General features: G+C 73.5%; 25 protein-coding genes. 14 read left to right on the top strand and 11 right to left on the bottom strand.

All coding sequences use genetic code 11. From position 1 onward, the window contains the following. The first annotated feature begins 28 nt into the window (after positions 1 to 28). The 3 genes from AB0F71_RS13225 to AB0F71_RS13235 all read left to right on the top strand — a co-directional run bounded on the left by AB0F71_RS13225 (position 29) and on the right by AB0F71_RS13235 (position 1910). Positions 29 to 610: a hypothetical protein gene (locus tag AB0F71_RS13225; protein ID WP_360232095.1), complete on the top strand. Its 582-nt coding sequence runs from the start codon at positions 29 to 31 to the stop codon at positions 608 to 610. A 162-nt stretch (positions 611 to 772) separates the two neighbouring features. After that, complete coding sequence (locus AB0F71_RS13230; protein WP_360232098.1) at positions 773 to 1285, top strand: hypothetical protein; 513 nt, start codon at positions 773 to 775, stop codon at positions 1283 to 1285. 13 nt (positions 1286 to 1298) lie between these two features. Beyond that, entirely contained in the window at positions 1299 to 1910 is a 612-nt protein-coding gene (locus AB0F71_RS13235; protein ID WP_360232101.1) for a hypothetical protein, read from the top strand. A 219-nt stretch (positions 1911 to 2129) separates the two neighbouring features. On the opposite strand, the gene AB0F71_RS13240 is transcribed toward AB0F71_RS13235, so the two are convergent. The 3 genes from AB0F71_RS13240 to AB0F71_RS13250 form a co-directional block, all read right to left on the bottom strand. Continuing rightward, on the bottom strand, positions 2130 to 2597 hold the full coding sequence (locus tag AB0F71_RS13240) for an NUDIX domain-containing protein (RefSeq protein WP_360232103.1): 468 nt from the start codon (positions 2595 to 2597) through the stop codon (positions 2130 to 2132). A 74-nt stretch (positions 2598 to 2671) separates the two neighbouring features. Beyond that, complete coding sequence (locus tag AB0F71_RS13245) at positions 2672 to 2911, bottom strand: hypothetical protein (protein ID WP_360232106.1); 240 nt, start codon at positions 2909 to 2911, stop codon at positions 2672 to 2674. After that, positions 2908 to 3108: a hypothetical protein gene (locus tag AB0F71_RS13250; protein WP_360232109.1), complete on the bottom strand. Its 201-nt coding sequence runs from the start codon at positions 3106 to 3108 to the stop codon at positions 2908 to 2910. The genes AB0F71_RS13245 and AB0F71_RS13250 overlap by 4 nt, the downstream gene beginning before the upstream one ends. 118 nt (positions 3109 to 3226) lie before the next feature. Here AB0F71_RS13250 and AB0F71_RS13255 point away from each other — a divergent pair, with 118 nt between their 5' ends. The 4 genes from AB0F71_RS13255 (at position 3227) to AB0F71_RS13270 (ending at position 5214) form a co-directional block, all read left to right on the top strand. Next, positions 3227 to 4063 (top strand): helix-turn-helix transcriptional regulator, encoded by an 837-nt coding sequence (locus AB0F71_RS13255; RefSeq protein ID WP_360232112.1) that lies wholly within the window; start codon positions 3227 to 3229, stop codon positions 4061 to 4063. After that, positions 4047 to 4259, top strand: coding sequence for a DUF397 domain-containing protein (locus AB0F71_RS13260; protein ID WP_360232115.1), 213 nt, complete (start codon positions 4047 to 4049; stop codon positions 4257 to 4259). The genes AB0F71_RS13255 and AB0F71_RS13260 overlap by 17 nt, the downstream gene beginning before the upstream one ends. A gap of 109 nt (positions 4260 to 4368) precedes the next feature. Beyond that, positions 4369 to 4965 carry a DUF5919 domain-containing protein gene (locus AB0F71_RS13265; protein WP_360232118.1) on the top strand — a complete coding sequence of 199 codons (597 nt, stop codon included), beginning with the start codon at positions 4369 to 4371 and terminating at the stop codon, positions 4963 to 4965. 45 nt (positions 4966 to 5010) lie between these two features. Beyond that, positions 5011 to 5214: a DUF397 domain-containing protein gene (locus AB0F71_RS13270; RefSeq protein ID WP_360232121.1), complete on the top strand. Its 204-nt coding sequence runs from the start codon at positions 5011 to 5013 to the stop codon at positions 5212 to 5214. Between the two features lie 82 nt (positions 5215 to 5296). Here the strand turns inward: AB0F71_RS13270 and AB0F71_RS13275 are convergent, their stop codons facing one another. After that, on the bottom strand, positions 5297 to 5902 hold the full coding sequence (locus AB0F71_RS13275; protein ID WP_360232124.1) for a TetR/AcrR family transcriptional regulator: 606 nt from the start codon (positions 5900 to 5902) through the stop codon (positions 5297 to 5299). A 37-nt stretch (positions 5903 to 5939) separates the two neighbouring features. On the opposite strand from AB0F71_RS13275, the gene AB0F71_RS13280 reads away from it, so the two are divergent. Further along, complete coding sequence (locus AB0F71_RS13280; protein WP_360232127.1) at positions 5940 to 6737, top strand: alpha/beta hydrolase; 798 nt, start codon at positions 5940 to 5942, stop codon at positions 6735 to 6737. A 61-nt stretch (positions 6738 to 6798) separates the two neighbouring features. Here AB0F71_RS13280 and AB0F71_RS13285 read toward each other — a convergent pair whose 3' ends face one another. Beyond that, a complete protein-coding gene (locus AB0F71_RS13285; RefSeq protein WP_360232130.1) occupies positions 6799 to 6978 on the bottom strand; it encodes a hypothetical protein in 180 nt (59 codons plus the stop codon). Between the two features lie 209 nt (positions 6979 to 7187). Further along, the gene (locus tag AB0F71_RS13290) at positions 7188 to 7967 is read right to left on the bottom strand and encodes an NAD(P)H-dependent oxidoreductase (protein WP_360232133.1); all 780 of its coding nucleotides are present in this window, start codon (positions 7965 to 7967) and stop codon (positions 7188 to 7190) included. Positions 7968 to 8120: 153 nt separating this feature from the next. On the opposite strand from AB0F71_RS13290, the gene AB0F71_RS13295 reads away from it, so the two are divergent. Then, on the top strand, positions 8121 to 8972 hold the full coding sequence (locus tag AB0F71_RS13295; protein WP_360232135.1) for a helix-turn-helix transcriptional regulator: 852 nt from the start codon (positions 8121 to 8123) through the stop codon (positions 8970 to 8972). Between the two features lie 185 nt (positions 8973 to 9157). Here AB0F71_RS13295 and AB0F71_RS13300 read toward each other — a convergent pair whose 3' ends face one another. From AB0F71_RS13300 to AB0F71_RS13310, 3 genes are all read right to left on the bottom strand, one after another. Next, positions 9158 to 10021, bottom strand: coding sequence for an alpha/beta hydrolase (locus AB0F71_RS13300; RefSeq protein ID WP_360232138.1), 864 nt, complete (start codon positions 10019 to 10021; stop codon positions 9158 to 9160). 209 nt (positions 10022 to 10230) lie between these two features. Next, positions 10231 to 11238: an aldo/keto reductase gene (locus AB0F71_RS13305; RefSeq protein WP_360232141.1), complete on the bottom strand. Its 1008-nt coding sequence runs from the start codon at positions 11236 to 11238 to the stop codon at positions 10231 to 10233. A gap of 42 nt (positions 11239 to 11280) precedes the next feature. Continuing rightward, the gene (locus AB0F71_RS13310) at positions 11281 to 11697 is read right to left on the bottom strand and encodes a hypothetical protein (RefSeq protein WP_360232144.1); all 417 of its coding nucleotides are present in this window, start codon (positions 11695 to 11697) and stop codon (positions 11281 to 11283) included. A 596-nt stretch (positions 11698 to 12293) separates the two neighbouring features. Here AB0F71_RS13310 and AB0F71_RS13315 point away from each other — a divergent pair. The 3 genes from AB0F71_RS13315 (at position 12294) to AB0F71_RS13325 (ending at position 14984) form a co-directional block, all read left to right on the top strand. Further along, the gene (locus tag AB0F71_RS13315; RefSeq protein WP_360232147.1) at positions 12294 to 12899 is read left to right on the top strand and encodes a helix-turn-helix domain-containing protein; all 606 of its coding nucleotides are present in this window, start codon (positions 12294 to 12296) and stop codon (positions 12897 to 12899) included. A gap of 145 nt (positions 12900 to 13044) precedes the next feature. Then, on the top strand, positions 13045 to 13686 hold the full coding sequence (locus AB0F71_RS13320; RefSeq protein WP_360232150.1) for a ParH-like protein: 642 nt from the start codon (positions 13045 to 13047) through the stop codon (positions 13684 to 13686). Then, the gene (locus AB0F71_RS13325; protein ID WP_360232153.1) at positions 13683 to 14984 is read left to right on the top strand and encodes an MAB_1171c family putative transporter; all 1302 of its coding nucleotides are present in this window, start codon (positions 13683 to 13685) and stop codon (positions 14982 to 14984) included. The genes AB0F71_RS13320 and AB0F71_RS13325 overlap by 4 nt, the downstream gene beginning before the upstream one ends. Positions 14985 to 15091: 107 nt before the next feature. Here the strand turns inward: AB0F71_RS13325 and AB0F71_RS13330 are convergent, their stop codons facing one another. Continuing rightward, positions 15092 to 15673, bottom strand: coding sequence for an alpha/beta hydrolase (locus AB0F71_RS13330; RefSeq protein ID WP_360232156.1), 582 nt, complete (start codon positions 15671 to 15673; stop codon positions 15092 to 15094). A gap of 110 nt (positions 15674 to 15783) precedes the next feature. Here AB0F71_RS13330 and AB0F71_RS13335 point away from each other — a divergent pair, with 110 nt between their 5' ends. Further along, positions 15784 to 16392 (top strand): TetR/AcrR family transcriptional regulator, encoded by a 609-nt coding sequence (locus tag AB0F71_RS13335; RefSeq protein WP_360232159.1) that lies wholly within the window; start codon positions 15784 to 15786, stop codon positions 16390 to 16392. A gap of 32 nt (positions 16393 to 16424) precedes the next feature. On the opposite strand, the gene AB0F71_RS13340 is transcribed toward AB0F71_RS13335, so the two are convergent. Continuing rightward, positions 16425 to 17279, bottom strand: a complete 855-nt coding sequence (locus tag AB0F71_RS13340; RefSeq protein WP_360232162.1) for a DUF4253 domain-containing protein — start codon at positions 17277 to 17279, stop codon at positions 16425 to 16427. A gap of 231 nt (positions 17280 to 17510) precedes the next feature. Here AB0F71_RS13340 and AB0F71_RS13345 point away from each other — a divergent pair, with 231 nt between their 5' ends. Beyond that, positions 17511 to 18338 (top strand): hypothetical protein, encoded by an 828-nt coding sequence (locus AB0F71_RS13345; protein WP_360232165.1) that lies wholly within the window; start codon positions 17511 to 17513, stop codon positions 18336 to 18338. Positions 18339 to 18342: the final 4 nt, after the last annotated feature.

The following is an 18342-nucleotide window of genomic DNA, read 5'->3' on the forward strand; positions in this document are numbered from 1 at the left end:
ACATGATCATGCGAACGGGGTGGGACGAATGCCGCAGGAAGACGGCAACGGCAGGACGACGAAGCGGCGCCGGCAGGCCCTCGCCGTCGCGGCGGGGGCGTGCGTCCTCGGCGCGGCCGGCCTCGGCGGGGCCCTGCTGCTCACCGGCTCGCACGGCACCACCGCCCCGGCGGCGCAGGACGCGGCGGCCACGTCGAGCCCCTCCCCCGCGGCCTCGCCGTCCGCCACGCCGTCGGCCTCCCCCTCGACCCCGGCCGAGGCGCCGACGACTCCCCCGGCACCGGTGGAGACCGGAACGCCCACGGTCGTCCCCGCAGCCGACCAGGCCGAGGACGGGGCCGAGGCCACGCCCGAGCCCGCCGCCACCAAGCCGGCCCCGGCCCACCCCCGCACCACCCAGGCCCCGGCCGCCCCGGCTCCGGCGAAGAAGCAGCCCGCAGCCGAGCAGCCACCCGCCCCCGAGCACACCGTCCCGCCCAGGCCGGTGCCCGAGGCCCCGGCCCCGGTGCGCACCGACACCCCCTGCCCGCCCGGACAGGCCATCACCTACGCCGGCTGCCGCCCACTCGGCCCGGTCATCACCCTGGGCCCCACCACCCCGCACGGCTGACCACCCCGGGGCCGGGCATCAGGGCCGACGGGGGATCACGGCGAGAGCGAGCGCTACACGTCGGGGCCCATCGACCGGTCCATGAACTCGTCGGCGTCGGGGACCTCACCCGCCAGGACGGCGGCGAGGAGCGCAGGACGTGGTGGTAGGGCGGTGACGACGGTGGCCACCCAGCTCCCGAGTGTCGCCGACCCGAGCCACTGGGTCATCGACCGCAAGGCTCCGGCGGCGACCCTCCCCCAGGTCAAGGTGCCCGCGCACGCCGCACCGACCCGGCAGTCGCCGGAGCGGCCGGCCGACGTCTTCGGGGAGGTCCGCGATGTGGCCTACCACGGGCAGCTCTGTGGCACCGACGTGATCGACGCGAACAGCGGTCCCGGCCCCATGACCTTGACGCTGACCCAGACCCGTTCGACGGCGACCCAGTGGACGGCGAGCGCGTCGATCGACGTGTGGAAGATCTCTGCCGGCGTCGGCTTCAACGTGACCGACACCATCACCAACACCGAGTCCGGCTCCTACACGGTTCCGGCCGGGAAGTTCGGCAACCTGCAGGCGTACCAGCTCTTCGACTACTACACCTACAGCATCTACGACACCCAGGTCGGCGCCTACATCGGCGACGGGGAAGTGAAGAAGCCAGTAGGGTTCTGCTACAACAGCTGGACGAACTAGGAGAGTTGAGTACATGCGGCGATCCAGTCGGTTCCTGGGGGCGGCGAGTCTCGTCGCTACAGCCGTCCTCGCGGCTGCGTGTACCGACGACGGGACAGCGCCGGCGCCTCAGCAGGAAAGCGGTCCCTGGTTCCTGGAGGCGACGGCCGCCGCACCGGCGGATGCCGTCGTCCAGCGCAGTATCGACGCTCCGCCCGCCAAGGGCACCGCCAAGATCCTCGGCATCGCCGATGTCTCGGGCACCAGCGTCGTCCTCGCCGTCAGGAACGGCACCTGCCAGGTGGCAGTCCTGCCGGACGGGCTGACCGATCCGACCGCCACCGCTCCCGATTCCGTCGGAGCGCCGCGTCCCACTGCCAGTTCCTTCGCGGACACACACGTGGATTTCCCCGGGAATGTTCTTGCCGGAACATACACCCAGGCGTCCGCTCAGCTGAGCCCCTTCAAATTCACGGCCCTCGGCTGTGGTGAGAAGGCTATGGCGGTCAGGCTGGAAGGGGCCGGAAAATCCGCTGAGGCACGGAAGAAGGCCGGTGACTCGCTCCGTTTGTGGAAGAACGGGGCAGATCTGGTTCTGGCTGTCGGAACCCCTGAGGCAGTTCATCAGGCCCCGACGTCTGGATGATCGTCGCGCGAAGGCGGAGGGTGCACTCCCGTGGGAGTGCACCCTCCGCCTTCGCATCCGCGGGCCCGTCAGTGATCCACAGCAGCGGCTGCGTGCCCGCCCCCTCGTCCCCGACGACGGGACGGCCGGTCGGCAGCGAGGCGGGCGGGGCGACATCGAAAGGCCAGGTCATGCGGTGAACCGTATGGGCGGACGCTGACAGGGGCCGGCCGGTGATGGTCAGTCGGGGCGCTGGCCGTGGAGGAGGAGCGGGAGGGCGTGGCCGGTGAGGGCCTCGGCGGTGCGGGCGGCCTGGGAGGGGGCCATGTGGTTGGGGAGTTCGTGGACGGGGACGAAGCGGGCGCCGAGCAGGCGGCTGCGCTTCTGCGGCGGGACGGTGATCGGGTGTTCGTCGCGCAGGGTGCCGCCGTCGAAGACGACGTTGAAGCGCTCCAGGTAGCGGTCGGAGGGGGTGTAGTCCAACGCCACGGCGTGGGTGAGCCTGAGGATGATGCCGGTCTGGGCCTGCAGGTGGCGGGCGGCGGCGCGGTGCGGGGGCTCGTTCACCTTGCCGGCGCCGCCGGGCAGGATCATTCCGTCCAGGTAGTCCGGGTCGACCAGGAGGACGTCGCCGCGCTGGTTGCGGACGAGAACGAGGCAGCCGAGCCGGCAGATGGGGGGCTTGGCGAGCAGGCGGGGGTCGTGCACGGGGAGTTCACTTCCTGAGAGCGCAGAACAACAGGAGGGCGAAGCAGGCCCACCACAGCAGGCGGGCGAGGAGTTCAGTCGTCATACGTGAGGCGCTCGTAGCGCAGCCCCTTGCGGAGCAGGTCGACAATCCGCAGGAGGTCGAGGGGGCGGGCGGTGAGGTGCAGCAGGTACTCGCAGGTGGAGCGGCCGGTGTCCCAGTCCACCTCCAGGGTCGGCAGGTTGACCCGGCCCAGGGCGAGGACGGTGGTGAGGTCGTCCAGGACGGCGGCGGCCTGCCGGCGCTGCTCGGCCGTGATGCGGGAGAGGGTCACTGCTCCCCCGGACGCTTGTGCACCTCGAACAGGCGCCAGGCCGAGAAGGCCTCGGTGAAGGAGGAGAAGCCACTGCGCTCACCGTCGGGCCTGCACAGCCACGCCCCGGTGCACTCGTTGCGCACCCGGTAGCACCGGGCCTCGGTGTCCCACCGGACACCGTAGCCGTGGAGGCGGGGGGCTTGGTCTTGGGCCATGGCAATGACCTTCCGCAGTCGATGTTTCACGTTCCGTAGGGGAAAGGGTTGCGGAACGGCCCCCTCCTAGGGAAGGATCTGAAGTCGCCAGTTCAGCTTGGTTCAGTTGGGAACGATCATGAACCGCAAGGAACTTGACCCCACGTCATCTCCCTTTGCCCCTCTCGGCATCAGGCTCCGTCGCTACCGCGATGCGGTCGGGATGTCTCAGGCCGAGCTCGGAGCGGCCATCTCCTACTCCGATGCCTACATCTCCAGCATCGAACGCGGCATCCGTCGGCCCAGCCGACGCTTCGTGGAGCTCGTGGACAAGGTCTTCAACACCGGCGGCACGCTCGCCCTGATGCTCGACCAGCTCGAACACAGCATCTTGATAGAGGGATTCCCCGAGTACGCCGAGCGGGAGGCCGAGGCAACGACGATCCGGCTATTTCAGATCGGGGTCGTCTCAGGACTGCTCCAGACCCTGGAGTACGCCACCGCTTATGAGCAAGCCTTCGTCCGACGCGGAACTGTCACCCAGCAGCAGGCCGACGAGCGCCTACGCTTTCTCCTAGCCCGTCAGGAGAAGATCAACCGGCCGTCTCCGCCGTACGTGCATGTCGTGCTCGACGAGTGGAGCCTGCGGCGACCAATCGGCGGGGCCGCCGTGATGGCTGGCCAGTTGGCTCATCTCGAAGAGGCAGCCACGTGGCCGAATATGACGATCCAGGTGGCTCCGATCAGCCTTGGAGAGAACCGGCCGTTCGCGCACCCGGTGACGCTGCTGACGATGCCGAACCGCTCGATGCTCGGCTATTCGGAGAGCCACCAGCGCGGCTACCTGGAGCGCGACGCTGAAACGCTCGCAGGCTGGGCCAGGGAGTACGATCGACTGCAGGCCGAGGCACTGCCACTGGCCCCGTCGCTCGAGCTGATCCGCTTGGTAGGGAAGGAATTTGAAAGTGCATCTTGACCTCTCCGACGCTCGCTGGCGCAAGAGCTCGTACAGCGGCGGCGGCGGCGAATGCATCGAGGTTGCCGACGGGTTCACCGGTGTCACGCCCGTCCGCGACTCCAAGGACCCCCACGGCCCGGCCCTCGTCTTCCCCGCCGCCGCCTGGCAGTCCTTCGTGACCGCCGTCCGCACCGGCGAGTTCGACGCCCGCTGACCCCAGCAGTCAGCCCCGCCGCCCCGGCCCCCGGGGCGGCGGGGCCGTCTCCACTCCTCTGCCAGGTTCAACTCCCCCGGCCACCGCGACTCCAGGGGGTGATCCACGAGTGATCCGGCCGAACCTCCTCCAGCCGAACATCAAGACCGGCCACGACCGGGAAGTCCTCGCCGTCTACCCGTACCGGTCTGCCTGCCCGCGATCGGTCTGGGCGCAGCTGATCGCCGAGGCGCGGTCCGAGGTCTTCCTCGCCGGGTACACCAACTACTTCGTCTGGCTGGAGCAGCCCGAGTTGCTGCAGACCCTCCGCCGCAAGGCCGGGAGCGGGTGCCGGATCCGCTTCCTGCTCGGCGATCCGGATTCCGACACGACCCGCGAGCGTGAGCGGATCGAGGACGTGGCCCTCACCGTCTCGACCCGCATCAGGGTCACGCTGGAGAGCCTGGCCAAGCTCTCCGGCGTCGAGGGGGTCGAGGCCCGTTTCAGCGCCCCGGAGGACGGCCCGAACCATGTCGGCCTCTCCGTCTTCCGCTTCGACGAGCACGCTCTCGTCACCCCTCACCTCGCCCGGACGGTCGGCCACGACTCACCTCTGATGCACCTGCGGCGCAGCGGGGAGAACGGCCTCTTCGACCGCTTCGCCGAGCACATCGAGGAGCTCTGGTCCCGGGGCCGCGACATCCGCACCGCCCCGGTGGACGCATAGGAAGTCGGACCCGCCGACTTCCCACTCCCCCAGGAGGGAACCGCCATGAACCCCAACTCCCCCATCACCTGGCGCAAGAGCTCGCACAGCACCGACGGCGGCCAGTGTGTCGAGGTCGCTCCCGGTTTTCCGAACGTGATGCCCGTCCGCGACTCCAAGGACCCCCACGGCCCAGCGCTCGTCTTCCCCGCCGCCGCCTGGCAGTCCTTCGTGACCGCCGTCCGCACCGGCGAGTTCGACGCCCGCTGACCCCAGCGCCTTTAGCCCCGCCGCCCCGGCCCCCGGGGCGGCGGGGCCATCTCCACTCCTCCGCCTCGGGCGAGGTAGTCGCCTATGAGCGCCTGGCGAACTGGCGGATCGCGAGGTCCGCCGCGGCAAGGAGTTCGTCACGAGGGACGCCGAGGTTGGACTGGACGGACAGGCCGTGCCAGACGGCCTGGACGAGTCCGGTGAGCGCGCTCACCGAGGCGTCGGGGGGTAGTTGCCCCTCTTCTGCCGCCTGCTGAACGCGGGCCAGGAGTGTGCGCTCGTTGTCCTGGTGGAGAGCGGCAATGTACGTGCGGACGTCGATGGTCTCCGCACTGTCGGCCAACACGGCGCTGGTGACGAGGCATCCGGGATGATGATCGGCAGGCTGGGTGAACTCGTAGACCGAGTGAGTCAGGATGTGTTCTACGACCAGGCGGATGTCGCGTTCGCCGGCGGCCTGTCGGTAGATCTCGCGGTAGCGCTCCGCGTAGGTCTTCACCGCCTCTTCGAACAAGCCTGCCTTGCTGCCGAAGGCGGCGTAGAGGCTGGATGTGGAGATCCCGAGCGCGTGGGTGAGGGCCCGCGTCGAGGTGCCCGAGTAGCCGCTTTCCCAGAAGAGGCGTGCTGCGGAGAGGACGGCTTGCTCGCGGTCGAAGGCGCGGGGTCGGCCAGGGTGCAGCGTGGACATGGCTTGCATTATAGAGCACCCGCTCCATAATAGAATTATGGAGCGAACGATTCAGAAAACAGTGGCCGTGTCTCCGGAGAGCTGGGTCACGATCGACGTCTACGGCGATGCGGATGCGCCGGGCCTCGTGATGGTGCCCGGAGTCATGAGCGACGCACACACCTGGCGCCACGTCGCCCGTGAGATCCACGCCTGGCCGTCGGTCACTGTCGTCAACCGGCGCGGACGAGTACCGTCGGGTCCGCTGACCCGCGCCTACACGCTCCAGACGGAGATCGCCGACTTGGTTGCGGTGCTGAACGAGGTCCAGGGCGCGGAAGCACTCTTCGGCTGGAGCTACGGCGGCCTGATCGCCCTGATGGCAGCAGGGGAGCATCCGGTCCGGCAGGTCATCGCGTACGAACCTGTGATTCGCCCTTTCGCACGCGACGCGCTGCCCGCGCTGGCGGTTGCCGCTGATGACCAGGACTGGGATCGCAGCGTCGAGATCGTCAACACGGACATCTCAGGGTTTCGCAACGAGCATGTCGAAGCCCTGCGCGCGGATCGGCAGGGCTGGTCGGTGCTGCGGCGCTTGAGCGAGCCGCTTCATGCGGAGCTGGCCGCACTCAACGCGTCGCCGGCTCCGGAGAAGCTCGCGCTGCGAGCGGAGCGCACCGATCTCGTCATCGGCGAGGCCAACATCGGCTCGAGCCCCTACGGGACGGCATTCGAAAGCATTCGGCGGCGCCTGGATCAGCCCTGCACCTGGGTTCTTCCGGGACAAGGCCATCTCGCTCACATCCACGCGCCCGGAGAACTTGGCAAACTCATCGACAGCCTGGCCGGGTGCTGACGGCGGGACCTGACAGCCGGCGAGCGACCGACTGCAACGAGACGGCAGTGCGTCAGGAGTCCTACACGAAGCCCGTGCCGGCGAGACAGCCGTCGATGACATCCGGGCGGTACTGGATCATCTTGAGTCTTCGCTTCACTGCTCGGGTGATCCGGCTGAGATCGGCGGCAGCGAGGTTGCCTACGTCGCGCTTGACCAGCGACCAGATGCCCTCTTGAGGGTTCAGGTCCGTCCGGCGCATACGTCGGCAACCGGAACACCGTGAGCCAGTCGGTGTTGGCCTCGAAGAACTCCCGCAGCGGCGCCACCAGGTGCATGCGCAGGTTGTCCCAGGGGATGGCGCTCGCGGCGCCGCCAGTTTGGTGAAGGAGTCCGTGCGCGATCCCAGCCCTGCGGGTCGTCCTCCCATAGCCCCGCAACGCTCCTGCCACGAGCGCCAGTTGCCGGTGGTCAGCCGCGCACGTGCAGCCCGAAGCCGGTGCGGCCGGCGGGCTCGAGTCCCTCCTTCAGGTGCAGCGAGGGGATCTCGTAGTCGCCGAGGTTCTGGCGCCGGAACGCGATCGGCTCGGTCGACTCCAGGGTGAGCAGGCGCTGTTCCCAGGCCTTGGCGACGTCCTGGTAGTCCGCGCCGGTCATCCGGTCGGTGCCGTACAGCACGAACGGCGGCAGCACCTCGATGCCCGGGTAGTAGAGGATGCCGTGCTGGATCGGGAACAGCAGGTCGTCGATCGGGCCGTTGATCCCGCGGGCGGCGTAGTGCGACTGCGGGCCGCCGGTGGTCACCGACAGCAGCGCCCTTCGGCCCGCGAGGGTGCCCTCGCCGAAGCGCTCGCCGTACTTGGTGTCGCTGTGTTCGCCGACGCCGTACGCGAAGTGGTACGTGAACACCCGGTCCACCCAGCCCTTGAGGATCGCGGGCATCGTGTACCACCACAGCGGGAACTGGAAGATGATCGTGTCGGCCCACAGCAGCTTCTCCTGCTCGGCGCGGACGTCCGCGGTGAGCGTCCCGGCGTCGAAGGCCCGGCCGGAGTCCAGGGCGACCTTCAGCGGACTCGAGGCCTGGGGGCCGTAGTCCGCGGCGTCCACGACCGCCTTCCAGTTCATCGCGTACAGGTCGCTCACCCGCACCTGGTGCCCGGCGGCCTCCAGGGTGGTCACCGCGAGGTCCTTGAGCGAGCTGTTGAGCGACGTCGGCTCCGGGTGGGCATGGACGATCAGCGTCTTCACGGGGGAACTCCTTCGGATCGGTTGCCTTCGATCCTGGGCGCCGCGGCGCCCGGCGTTCAGGGGCGGCCGTTCCGTCGGACGGGACTTCCTGGTAACGGCAGGACCACCCTCACGGCCCCCGCCACGGGCTCCGCCGAGGCCATACTGAGGGGCATGGACGATCTTGCGGGCTTCCTGCGGACCCGGCGCTCCCGGGTCGACCCGGCCGCCGTCGGCATCCCCACCGACAGCCGCCGCCGGGTCCAAGGGCTGCGCCGCGAAGAGGTCGCGCACCTGTCCGGAGTCAGCGTCGACTACTACGTGCGCCTGGAGCAGGGCCGTTCGACCCAGCCCTCCGAGCAGATCCTCGACGCGCTCGCCCGCGTCCTCGGCCTCGACGAGACCGAACGCGGGCACCTGCACCGGCTCGCCCGGCAGCACCGGCGGCGGGCGAAGGCGCCGGGCGGGCGGGTCCGGCCGGAACTGCTGCGCGTCCTCGACCTGGTCACCGACGCACCCGCGCTGATCGTGAACCACCGCCTGGACGTGCTCGCCGGGAACCGCCTGGCCGGACTCCTCTACGGCCGACCGATTCCGGGCCTGAACACCGCCCGGCACCTCTTCCTCGAGGAGGCCGAGCACGGCCTCTACGCGGACTGGGAGAACTGCACCCTCGACGTGGTCGGGCACCTGCGCCTGGCCGCCGGCAAGTACCCCGAAGACTCCCGCCTGGCCGCGCTCGTCGGCGAGTTGGCGATGGGCAGCGAGCGCTTCCGCCGCCTGTGGGCCCGCGCGGACGTGCGCGCCCGCACCCACGGACGCAAGGCCTACCGGCACCCGCTGGTCGGACCGCTGGAACTGCACCACGAGAACTTCGCGCTACCGGACGAATCAGGCATCGAGCTGCTGGTGCTGTCCGCGGCCCCCGGCAGCCCCGCCGAGGACGGACTGCACCTGCTCGCGCGCCTGGACACCGGCCGCGGTGACGCACACCCCGCCGTGGACGCCGCCCGGCTGCGCGGGTGACCCGACGACGCCGTGGTACCCGCTGAACGGTCCGATGCCCGTGGACGGCGAGGAGTTCTGGCCCCGGGGCGGTGACATCCGCACCGCCCCGGTGCACGCACAGAAAGTCGGACCCGCCGACTTCCCACTCCGCCGCCGCGCCGCTCCGCCCGGCCGGGGGCCGTCGGCAGGTCGGCCGGCTCCGGTCAGGATGCGGCGGGCAGCTGCGCGGCGACCTCGGCCAGGACCCGGGCGGCCGGTTCCGGGGCGGCCAGCCACTTGAGGTGGCTGCCGGGGAGCGTGCGGACGGCGTAGGGGTTCCCGGGGGTCAGGGCGTCGGCCTCGCGGATCATCCGGTCCTGCATGGCGAGCGGGATGCTGGCGTCCTCGGTCAGCCGGACGTACGTCCGGGGGATCCGCCCCCAGGTGTCGGGGCGGGCCCGGTCGTCGGGGGTGCCGGCGTCGAGGTTCTCGTCGGGCTGGAAGGTGTTGAGGAGGACCAGGAACTCCTCGTCCGTCCCGTCGGCGAACAGCGCCGCCTTGAAGGCCGCGAGGGCGTCCGGGTCGGCGGTGCGGAAGTTGGAGCGCAGCAGCCCGAGTTCGGCGGGGTTGCCGACCAGCGCGGAGGCGAGCGCGGCGGGGTCGACCGTGGCCATCTCGGGTTCGGCGTAGTAGGCGCTGACGTCGAGGTCGACGGGGCACCAGGAGGAGACGTAGACGAGGTGGTCGATCAGGTCGGGCCGCTGGTTGGCGGCGACGGTGGCCGTCAGGCCGCCGCGGCTGTGCGAGACGAGGACGACGGGCCCGTTGCGCTTGGCCCGCTCCAGGATCCCGACCAGGTGCGCGGCGTTGTCGGCGAGCGTGACGCCCTTGATCACCCCGGGCGTCGCGGCGAGTTCGGCGAGGTCCTGCGGCGCCTGGTAGGCGCGCGGGTAGGTCGCGGCGAAGCCGTGTCCCGGGAGGTCGACGGCGACCGAGCGGTGCCCGAGGAGGCCGAGTTCGGCCTGGAGCGGGGCGAAGGAGAAGGAGTTGGCGAACGCTCCGTGGACCAGGACGAACGTCGGCTGCATCTGGGCTGGGACTGCCTTTCCGGGCGGCGGCGGTGGTGTCGGCGGCGGGGCGGCGCAGCCACCGGGGTGGTGCACGAACAGCTGCCCGCTGCCGGGGATTTCACCCTACTCGGTGAAGATCATCCGCACTACCCCCGGACCGGCCGGACCGGGTCTAGGACCGGGGCCGGGGCCGACCGGACCGGGGCCGCCCCGCCACCGACCGGCCGTCAGGTCCAGGGCAGGGAGGAGCGGGTGCGCCAGTAGGCCTCGGCGGGTTCGGGCATGGCGGCGAGGGTGGCGAGGTCGTCCGGGGTGGGGGTGAGGTGGGCGGCGGCGAGGTTGGAGGCGAGCTGGGCGGGGGTGGCGGCGCCGGACAGGACGATGTCGGCCCAGGGCTGGGCGGCGGCGGCCGCCAGGGCGAGGGCGTCGGGGGTGGCGGCGGTGCGGGTGGCGAGGGCGCGCAGGGCGGCGGTGTCGTCCCCGGTGGCGTTGCGCCCGGCCAGGCGGCCGTTGGCCATGCCCTCCTTGACCACGACCAGCCAGCCGGCCCAGTGGGCCTCGGCGAGGGCGGGGGCGGCGGAGGTCTCCAGCAGGTTCCAGGTGGCCTGGACGGCACTGAACAGCGGACGGCCGTCGACGGTGACGGCCAGGGCCCGGCGGATGGCCTCGGCCTGGGCGGGGCCGCTGGTGGACAGGCCCACCCGCACGCCCTCGGCGGCGAGGGCGGCCAGGCGCCGGTGCAGGGCGGGGTCGGTGAGGGCGGGGCTGTCGGTGGTGACCGAGTGGACCAGGTAGACGTCCAGGTGGGGGCCGAGCAGGGCGCGGGTCTCGCGGATCTGCCGGTCGTACACCGCCGTCGAGTGCTCCTTGACCTCGTGCGCGGTGACGCCGGTGGTGCGCCAGTCGGCCGTGTAGGTGTAGCCCCACTTGCTGCCGACCGTCACCTCGGCGGCGGCCTCCGGGTGTTCGGTGAGCCACTGGGCGAGGAACTCCTCGGCACGGCCGTAGGAGCGGGCGGTGTCGAAGTAGCGCACCCCGGCGGCGTAGGCGGCGTCGAGGAGGGTGTGGGTGCGCTCGCGCAGGGCCTCGACGGTGCGTTCGGCGGGCAGGTCGGCCGCGCGTCCGAGGGTGATGTAGCCGGGCCGGCCGACCGCCGCGGTGCCCAGGCCGAGCCGGGCCCGGGCCGGGGCACCGGGGACGGAGGCGGGGGCGGTGGCGGCGGGATCGGTCGGCATGCTGGCTCTCCTCGGGTGGCGCGACGGTGCTCACCTGGGACTTTAGACCGTCGGCAGCGGAGCCCGGGCCTGGGCGGACGGGGCCGGGGTGCACGGGGCGGGCTGGGCGGACGGGGCCGGGGCGGGCTGGGCGGCCGACTGGTCCAGGCGCAGCACGAAGTTGACGTAGCCGGGCGGTTTGCCCGGCCAGTGCCGGTCGTTGCTGGTGAGCAGCCGGCTGCGCACGCCGTCGCGTTCGGTGAGCGGTCCGGCGGTGGTGCGCAGGTTGGGTTGCCAGTCGCGGCCGCGCGGGCGGTGTTCCAGGGTGAGGGTCCAGCTCTCGCCGTCCACTTCCAGGACGGCGCCGGGCCGGCCGGGCAGCACCCGGGTGCCGGACGGGCCGCGGACGACCGCCCGTTGGTCGAAGTCGGCGTTGCGGCCGACCACGGTGATGCGCCAAGCGCCGTGGAACCTGAGCACGTTCGCCTCCCGCCCGTCGTGGCGCGCCGTCCGGCGGCGCGCCCCTCGTGGGGGTCAACGGCTGCGGGGTGTGCCGGGGATCAGACGGAGGGTGACCGGGTGGCGGCGGTCACGGGGGCGGGGGCCGCCGGGGCGGGGGCCGCCGGGGCGGGGGCCGTCCGGACCGCCCGGGCCGTCCGGACCGCCCGGGCCGTGCGGGCGGCCCGGGCGGTCCGGGCGGGGACCAGGCGCGGTGGGAGGACGAGCTGGGCGGCGGTGCGGCACGGTGGGGGTGCGGCACAGCGGGGGTCGACGCCGTGCGGTCCCACGGGGGTTCGCCCCTTCCCGGCCGGGGCGCCGGGGCCGGTCGGGCGGTCCGGTGGAGACGCCAAGTGCCGCTGGTACTGGCCGGTGTGATGGTACGTCAGCTCGGGTCGGCGGCGCCTGCGGGTCTGCCCGTCCAGGATGTCAGCCGACGCCACGCGGGTCAACTGGCGTTGACTGCGGGTATCTTCTGATCCATGCCAGCTGATGCCGTTCGGCTATCGTGACCTGGCCGGCCCTGTCCGTCCGCCGAGGTCGCGGCGCGGAGGGCCCGGGCGTGAGGAAGGTGGGGCATGACGGAGTCGACGGGGGACGGCGTTCGGGTGGGACCGGAGGGCGCTCCACCGGAGCCCGCCGGGGACGGCACCGCGAACGCGGACACGGGAGCGGGTACGGGCACGGGCGCCGACGCGGACACGGAGACGGACGCGGGCGCCGACACCGACGCTGGCACCGGCACGGAGGCGGACGGCCCCGCGAGCACGGAGGCCGGCGGGCTGGCGGCCCGGATCGAGGCCCTGTTCCACACGGTGCGCCGCCCCGACCGCGAGCAGTACACCAACGAGGAGGTGGCCCGGGCCTGCCGCGAGGCGACCGGGGAGTCCTTCTCCACCACCTACCTGTGGCAGCTGCGCACCGGGCGCCGGGACAACCCGACCAAGCGCCACTTGGAGGCGCTGGCCCACTTCTTCCAGGTCCCGCCCGCGTACTTCTTCGACGAGCAGCAGGGCGCCGAGATCGCCAAGGAGCTGGCCCTGCTCGGCGCGCTGCGCGACGCGGGGGTGCGCAGCCTGGCGCTGCGGGCGGTGGGCCTGTCGCCGGAGGGCCTGGACACCGTCAGCGAGTTGGTCGACGTGATCGCCCGCCGGGACGCGGCGCGCAAACGCCCCTCGCCCTGAGCGCGGGCCGCGCCACCCCGCGGGGCCTCCGGGCCGCCGGGGTACGGGGCCGCCGGGGTGAGGGGCGGGCGCAGGAGCGTGGGACGCCCGTGCGGAGGCGCCGGGGGAGGAACCGTAGGGGTGGGAGCGGTGAGGGGAGCTCGGGTTGTGGGGTGAGTTGTGGGGCGGCCGGGGCTACCGGTCCTCGCTGCGGCGCTGTCGCCGGATGGCCGAACGGCTGGAGCTGCCGCGCCCGTTCGACCCGGTGGTGCTGCTGGAGCAACTGGCGGTGCGGCGCGGACGGCCGATCGAGCTGCTGCCGGTGCCGGCCCGGCCGCACGCCCCCTGCGGGCTGCTGGTCTCCACCCTGGAGGCGGACTACATCCTGTACGCGGCGGACACCGGTGTGCTGCACCAGCGGCACATCCTGGTGCACGAGATCGCGCACCTGATGCTCGACCACGCCGGCTCCGCGCCGCTGGCCCCGGCCGCCGCGCTGCTGCCCAACCTCTCCCCCGCGCTGGTGCAGCGGGTGCTGGGGCGCACCAGCTACGACGAGCCGCAGGAGCGGGAGGCGGAGCTGCTGGCCTCGCTGATCCTGAGCCGGGCGGAACGGGCCGACGCCGCCGACCAGTCGGGGGCCGGGCGGGCGCCGGCCGGCGGGTCGCTGGACGCGCTGGGCGTCCTGCTGGCCGCCAGGCGGCACGGCGGGCCGAACGACGACGGCCCGAACGACGACGCACCGCAGGACTCCGGGCCGACGGACGAGGGCCCGACGGACGCCGGGCCGCAGGGGCGCCGGCCGTGAGCGAACTCGCCCTCTACCCCGTCGGGTTGTTCTTCGTGCTCAGCTCCGCCCACTTCTCCCGCAGCCGGATCGACTCCCGCGCCGCCGCCCGCTTCACCTGCTACGGCACGGCCCTGCTCGGCACCGCCCTGCTGGTGCTCGCCCCGCCGACCGTACGGGCGGTGCAGGGCACGGGAGTTCCGGCGCTGGCGGTGCTGGTGATCGTGCTGGGCGACGGGCTGCGCGACGGCGCGGCCGCGGCGATGCGGCTGCTCGTACCGGCGCTACGGGCGGCCGACGCCACGGGCAACGGCACCGGCACTGCCGCCGACGCCGCCGGGCCCCTACGGCGGGAGGTGCGGGGTGGACTGGCCCTGCTGGCCGGGGTGCTGGGGCTGCGGGTGGCGCTGATCACCGCCGCCGCGCCGGGCCTGGCGGGCCAGGACCTGAGCGTCGGCCCCGAGCTGTCCGCCCGGCTGGCGCTGGCCGGGTACACCGCCGTGGGCATGCTGCACACCGCGGTGTGCCTGACCGCGCTGCTGCGCGAGCTGGCCCGGCGCGCCCGCGCGGCCGGCCCCGGGCGGCTGGGCACCGGGCTGCGGCTGGTGGCCGGCGGGCTGGTGGCCGGGCTGCTGTGGAACGCCTGGAGCGTGGACGACGTGCTGCGCGCGGCCGTCACCGGCAGCCAGGACGGTCCCGAGGACCTCCTGTGCGCGGCGCTGGGCGGGCTGTGCGCGGCGCTGATCGCGGCCGGCCTGGCCAGCACCCTGTGGCCCGCGGCGACCGGGGCGGTGCGCGGCTGGCTGCGCGCCCACCGCCGCTACCGGGCGCTCACCCCGCTCTGGCGCGACCTGCACACCGTGCTGCCGGAGATCGCCCTCGACCCGGCCCGCCGGCTGCCGCTGCCCCCGCGCGACCCCCGGTTCGCGCTCTACCGGCGGATCATCGAGATCCACGACGCCCGGCTGATCCTGCGCCAGCACCTGGACCCGCGCGCCGCGCAGTGGCTCGACCGCGCCACCCGGCGCTTCCCGCCGCCCGCCGACCACACCGCCGCCACCGCCGAGGCTGCGTCGCTGGCCGCCGCCCTGGAACTGGCCGCGGCCGGCACCCTGCCCGGGCCCGCCGCACCCGCGGCGCCCGCGGCCGACGCCCTGGGCTCCCTGGAGTCCCTGGACACCCTGGACGGGGAGGCCGACCACCTCGCCCACCTGGCCCGGGTCTACGCCACCTGCCCGGCCGTCGCCGAGGTCCGCACCCGCGCCCGCGCCGAACGGGCCCGCGCCGAACGCGCCCGGGCCGCGACGGCCACGCGGTGACGGGCCGGCGGTGACGGCCACGCGGTGACGGACCGGCGGTGACGGGCCGGCGGTGACGGCCCCGCCGTGAGCCGCCGTGAGCCGCCGTGAGCCGCCGTGGGCCGCCGTCAGGCGTCGAGCAGTTCGGTGACCAGTCGCACGGCCTCCGGCACCTCGACGTGGTCGTCCGGGGCGGCGCCGAAGTGCCCGCCGGTCGCGGTCACCACGGCGGTGGCACCCAGGCCCCGGACGAACAGCCCCACGTGCTCGGCGGGGTCGGGCTGGTTCACCGGATCGTCCATGGCCTGCAGAACCCGGAAGCCGCGCGCCGTACGCCGGATCCGCTCCCAGTCGAAGCCGCCCTCGAAGAACCCCGCGAGCAGCTCGTAGCCCACCTCGTGCGCCGAGGCGGCCACCAGCACCACCCCGGCGTACACCCCGTCGGCCTCCGGGTCGTGGCCCTCCAGGAAGCGCAGCACGTTGACCGCGCCGATGCTGTGCCCGACCAACACGGTCGACCCGGCCGGCCCCGCCGCCCGGACCGCCTCGCCGTAGACCGCGCGCCAGGCCTCCCGCTGCGGGGCGGCGGCCTCGGGCAGGCGCGGCACGGTGACCCGGTGCCCGGCGGCCTCCAACCGCTCGGCCAGGTACGGGAACCAGACACTGTCGTCGCTCGCGCCCAGGCCGTGCGACACCACGATCTCGCTCATGTGCGATCCACTCCCCTTGAATCCTTCGGACCCTTCCGGATCCTTCGACCCTCAATCGAAACGCTCCGTCGCGTTTCGATTGAACGGTAGCACGCTGCTACGGTGACGGGGTGCCAACCGCAGAAACCCCCGGCCGTCGCACCGGCGGCCGCATCCGCAGCCAGGACGCCCACGACGCGGTCCTGGCCGCCGCCGTCGAACTCGTCGAGGAACTCGGCTACCAGGCCGTCACCGTCGAACGGGTCGCCGCCCGCGCCGACGTCGCCAAGAGCACCATCTACCGATGGTGGAAGTCCAAGGCGCCACTGGTGCTGGACGCCTACCGCACCGCCGTCGAACAGCGGGTGCCCGAACCCGACACCGGCACCCTGGCCGGCGACCTGACCGCCTTCACCACCGCCCTGTACGGCGTCGCCTCCCACCCCCTGCGGGTGCGCACCCTGCGCGGCCTGATGGCCGAGGCCCAGCTCGACCCCGCCTTCGCCGAAGCCTTCCGCCAGTGGGTGCAGAGTCGCCGCGACGTCGTGCTCACCCTGCTCGCGCGCGGCGTCCAGCGCGGCGAACTCCCGCCCGCCGCCGACCTGGAGGCGGCCACCGACCGGCTCTTCGGCCTCTTCTGGTACCGGCTGATGGTCGGCCACCAGCCACTGGAACCCGCCCAGGCCGCCGACCACGTACGGCAGTTGCTGGACGGCCTACGCGCCGGGCGGGCGGGCTGACCGTACGACACCGCGTCGGCCCGGCCCGTACGTCAGTCCCACCAGAAGCCCCAGTGGGCGGCGTCGACCAGGTCCTCGGCGTAGCCGGCCAGGCCCTCCTCGGCCCCGAGGACGTTGTCCGGGCAGAACGCGGCGTGCTCGGCCGCCACCAGCAGCGCCTCCGCCCGGCTCGTCGGCGGCGCCGCGACGCTCAACTCCACGGAGGCGGCGCCCACTTCGACCAGGCGGGCGCCGAAGCGCTGCTGCCAGCCGTGCAGTACGGCGGCGATCTCACCGCTGTCGCCGTGGCCGTTGGTGCCGTTCCAGCCGCAGGCGGCCAGCGCCTGGGCGCCGCCGTCCGCGCGGACCAGACCGATCCGCAACGAGGGCCGGGCGCGCAGCAGTTGGCGGGCCAGGCGGTCGGCGCACTCCTGCGGGTCGCGCTGCGGCACCAGGGCAGGGGCGGGGCCGGGCCAGGTGTCGCCGTAGGGGGCCAGCGCCTCCAGCAGGTCGGCCCGGTCCTGCGGGTCGCCGCTCGGGCACCACAGCAGCGACTTCTCCCACCACTCGCGCAGCAGGGCCGCCACGTCGTACCGGTCCGCCCGGAACTCCCCCGGCCCGCCCGGCTCCCCCGACCCGCCCGGCTCCCCCGGTTCGCCGGGTTCGAGTCCCAGGTCCCGCGCCTCCAGGTGCGGGACGTCGTTGCCGGGCGCCAGCAGCAGCGGCCACAGCCCCGAGCGCGCGTGCTCCCGGCGCAGCCGCTCCCACGCGCCCTGCGGCGCCGGCCCGTCGCTCACCCACAGCGACGGCACCACCTGACGCCCCGGCAGCAGTGGCGCCGTACGGCCTTCGGCGCTGCGGTCGGGGAAGCGTCGGCGCAGGTCGCGGAGCAGCTGGGAGTCGATCATGCGCCCACCGTAGGGGTACGCACCAACAACGCCCCCGGCAGGCCCGCCCCACCCCGTCGTCCGCCTCGACGCCGCCGGGGTCGTGCAGCTGCCCGTGCAGGACCCCGCTCCTCACGGGATCCTCGTGCAGTCCGGGCGCGCGGGGGCTCGGGGGGCGGTTCTAAGGTGGGAGGAGTGCGGCGGCCGGTCCGTCGTGTCCCGGGGTCTCCGCTGGGTGGCTGGAGGTGGGGCATGGGTGGCGCGTCCGATGGGCGTCGGGTGAGGGTGCTGGCGGCGGCGGTGCTGCTGGCCGCGGGCGCGGCGGTGGTGCCCGGGGCGGGGGTGGCCTCCGCCGCCGGGAGTGCGCCGGTGCGGGCCTGTCCGGTGCGGGCCGGTGCGCCGGGGCCGCCGCCGGGGGCCGTACCAGCCTCGGTGCCGGTGCCGGACGGGGTGGACGTGCCGGGGACGGCGGCGGTGTACGGCGCCCGCTACCCCGGTGAGGTGCACTTCCTGGTCGCGCCCGCGGGCTGGACCTGCGACGCGGTGTTCTTCGCCGGGGACGGCGGCCAGCAGGCCTACGTCCACCCCGGCGCCCCGGCCGCCGACCCGGCCGGCACCCGCTTCGACGCGGTGGTGCAGGCCGTGTTCGTCAGCGGCGGCGCGCAGACCGAGATCGACCTGGCCTGCGGGCTGCTCCCCGCGGCCGGGGCCGCCCCCGCCGCCTGCAACGCCCCGCAGCGCTCGCCCGCGACCCTGGTGCACCCGCTCCCCACCCGGGCCCCGGGCCTGCTGCTGGCGGCCGTCGGCGTCCCGGCGAACGCCACCGAGCCCAACCTTCCGGCCGCCGGCGGGCCGAACCGTACGGTCGCCCTGGTCACCTTCCAGTCGCCCGGCGGGCCCGCCCAGGAGGTCAGCTGCGCCGTCCCGGCGTCCGCCTCGCCCGTCGCGACCTGCCGGGCCGCGCTGGGCCACCTGCTGGCCACCGGGGCCGCCGCCGGGCAGCTCACCCGCGCCGACCTGGCCGCGGCCCTGGCGGACCTGGACGCCTTCGTGGGCGGCTACCTCGCGCCGCAGCCGTAACAGC

Origin of the sequence: Kitasatospora sp. NPDC028055 (assembly GCF_040637885.1) — a bacterium.
Taxonomy (GTDB): domain Bacteria; phylum Actinomycetota; class Actinomycetes; order Streptomycetales; family Streptomycetaceae; genus Kitasatospora.

What these genes read in the sequence shown, in the direction of transcription:
- AB0F71_RS13340 (WP_360232162.1), bottom strand. Translation starts at nt 17,279, where the DNA reads ATGATCGACTCCCAGCTGCTCCGCGACCTGCGCCGACGCTTCCCCGAC.
- AB0F71_RS13285 (WP_360232130.1), bottom strand. Translation starts at nt 6,978, where the DNA reads ATGCGCCGGACGGACCTGAACCCTCAAGAGGGCATCTGGTCGCTGGTC.
- AB0F71_RS13345 (WP_360232165.1), top strand. Translation starts at nt 17,511, where the DNA reads ATGGGTGGCGCGTCCGATGGGCGTCGGGTGAGGGTGCTGGCGGCGGCG.
- AB0F71_RS13295 (WP_360232135.1), top strand. Translation starts at nt 8,121, where the DNA reads ATGGACGATCTTGCGGGCTTCCTGCGGACCCGGCGCTCCCGGGTCGAC.
- AB0F71_RS13315 (WP_360232147.1), top strand. Translation starts at nt 12,294, where the DNA reads ATGACGGAGTCGACGGGGGACGGCGTTCGGGTGGGACCGGAGGGCGCT.
- AB0F71_RS13330 (WP_360232156.1), bottom strand. Translation starts at nt 15,673, where the DNA reads ATGAGCGAGATCGTGGTGTCGCACGGCCTGGGCGCGAGCGACGACAGT.
- AB0F71_RS13280 (WP_360232127.1), top strand. Translation starts at nt 5,940, where the DNA reads ATGGAGCGAACGATTCAGAAAACAGTGGCCGTGTCTCCGGAGAGCTGG.
- AB0F71_RS13270 (WP_360232121.1), top strand. Translation starts at nt 5,011, where the DNA reads ATGAACCCCAACTCCCCCATCACCTGGCGCAAGAGCTCGCACAGCACC.
- AB0F71_RS13300 (WP_360232138.1), bottom strand. Translation starts at nt 10,021, where the DNA reads ATGCAGCCGACGTTCGTCCTGGTCCACGGAGCGTTCGCCAACTCCTTC.
- AB0F71_RS13255 (WP_360232112.1), top strand. Translation starts at nt 3,227, where the DNA reads ATGAACCGCAAGGAACTTGACCCCACGTCATCTCCCTTTGCCCCTCTC.
- AB0F71_RS13305 (WP_360232141.1), bottom strand. Translation starts at nt 11,238, where the DNA reads ATGCCGACCGATCCCGCCGCCACCGCCCCCGCCTCCGTCCCCGGTGCC.
- AB0F71_RS13235 (WP_360232101.1), top strand. Translation starts at nt 1,299, where the DNA reads ATGCGGCGATCCAGTCGGTTCCTGGGGGCGGCGAGTCTCGTCGCTACA.
- AB0F71_RS13225 (WP_360232095.1), top strand. Translation starts at nt 29, where the DNA reads ATGCCGCAGGAAGACGGCAACGGCAGGACGACGAAGCGGCGCCGGCAG.
- AB0F71_RS13250 (WP_360232109.1), bottom strand. Translation starts at nt 3,108, where the DNA reads ATGGCCCAAGACCAAGCCCCCCGCCTCCACGGCTACGGTGTCCGGTGG.
- AB0F71_RS13275 (WP_360232124.1), bottom strand. Translation starts at nt 5,902, where the DNA reads ATGTCCACGCTGCACCCTGGCCGACCCCGCGCCTTCGACCGCGAGCAA.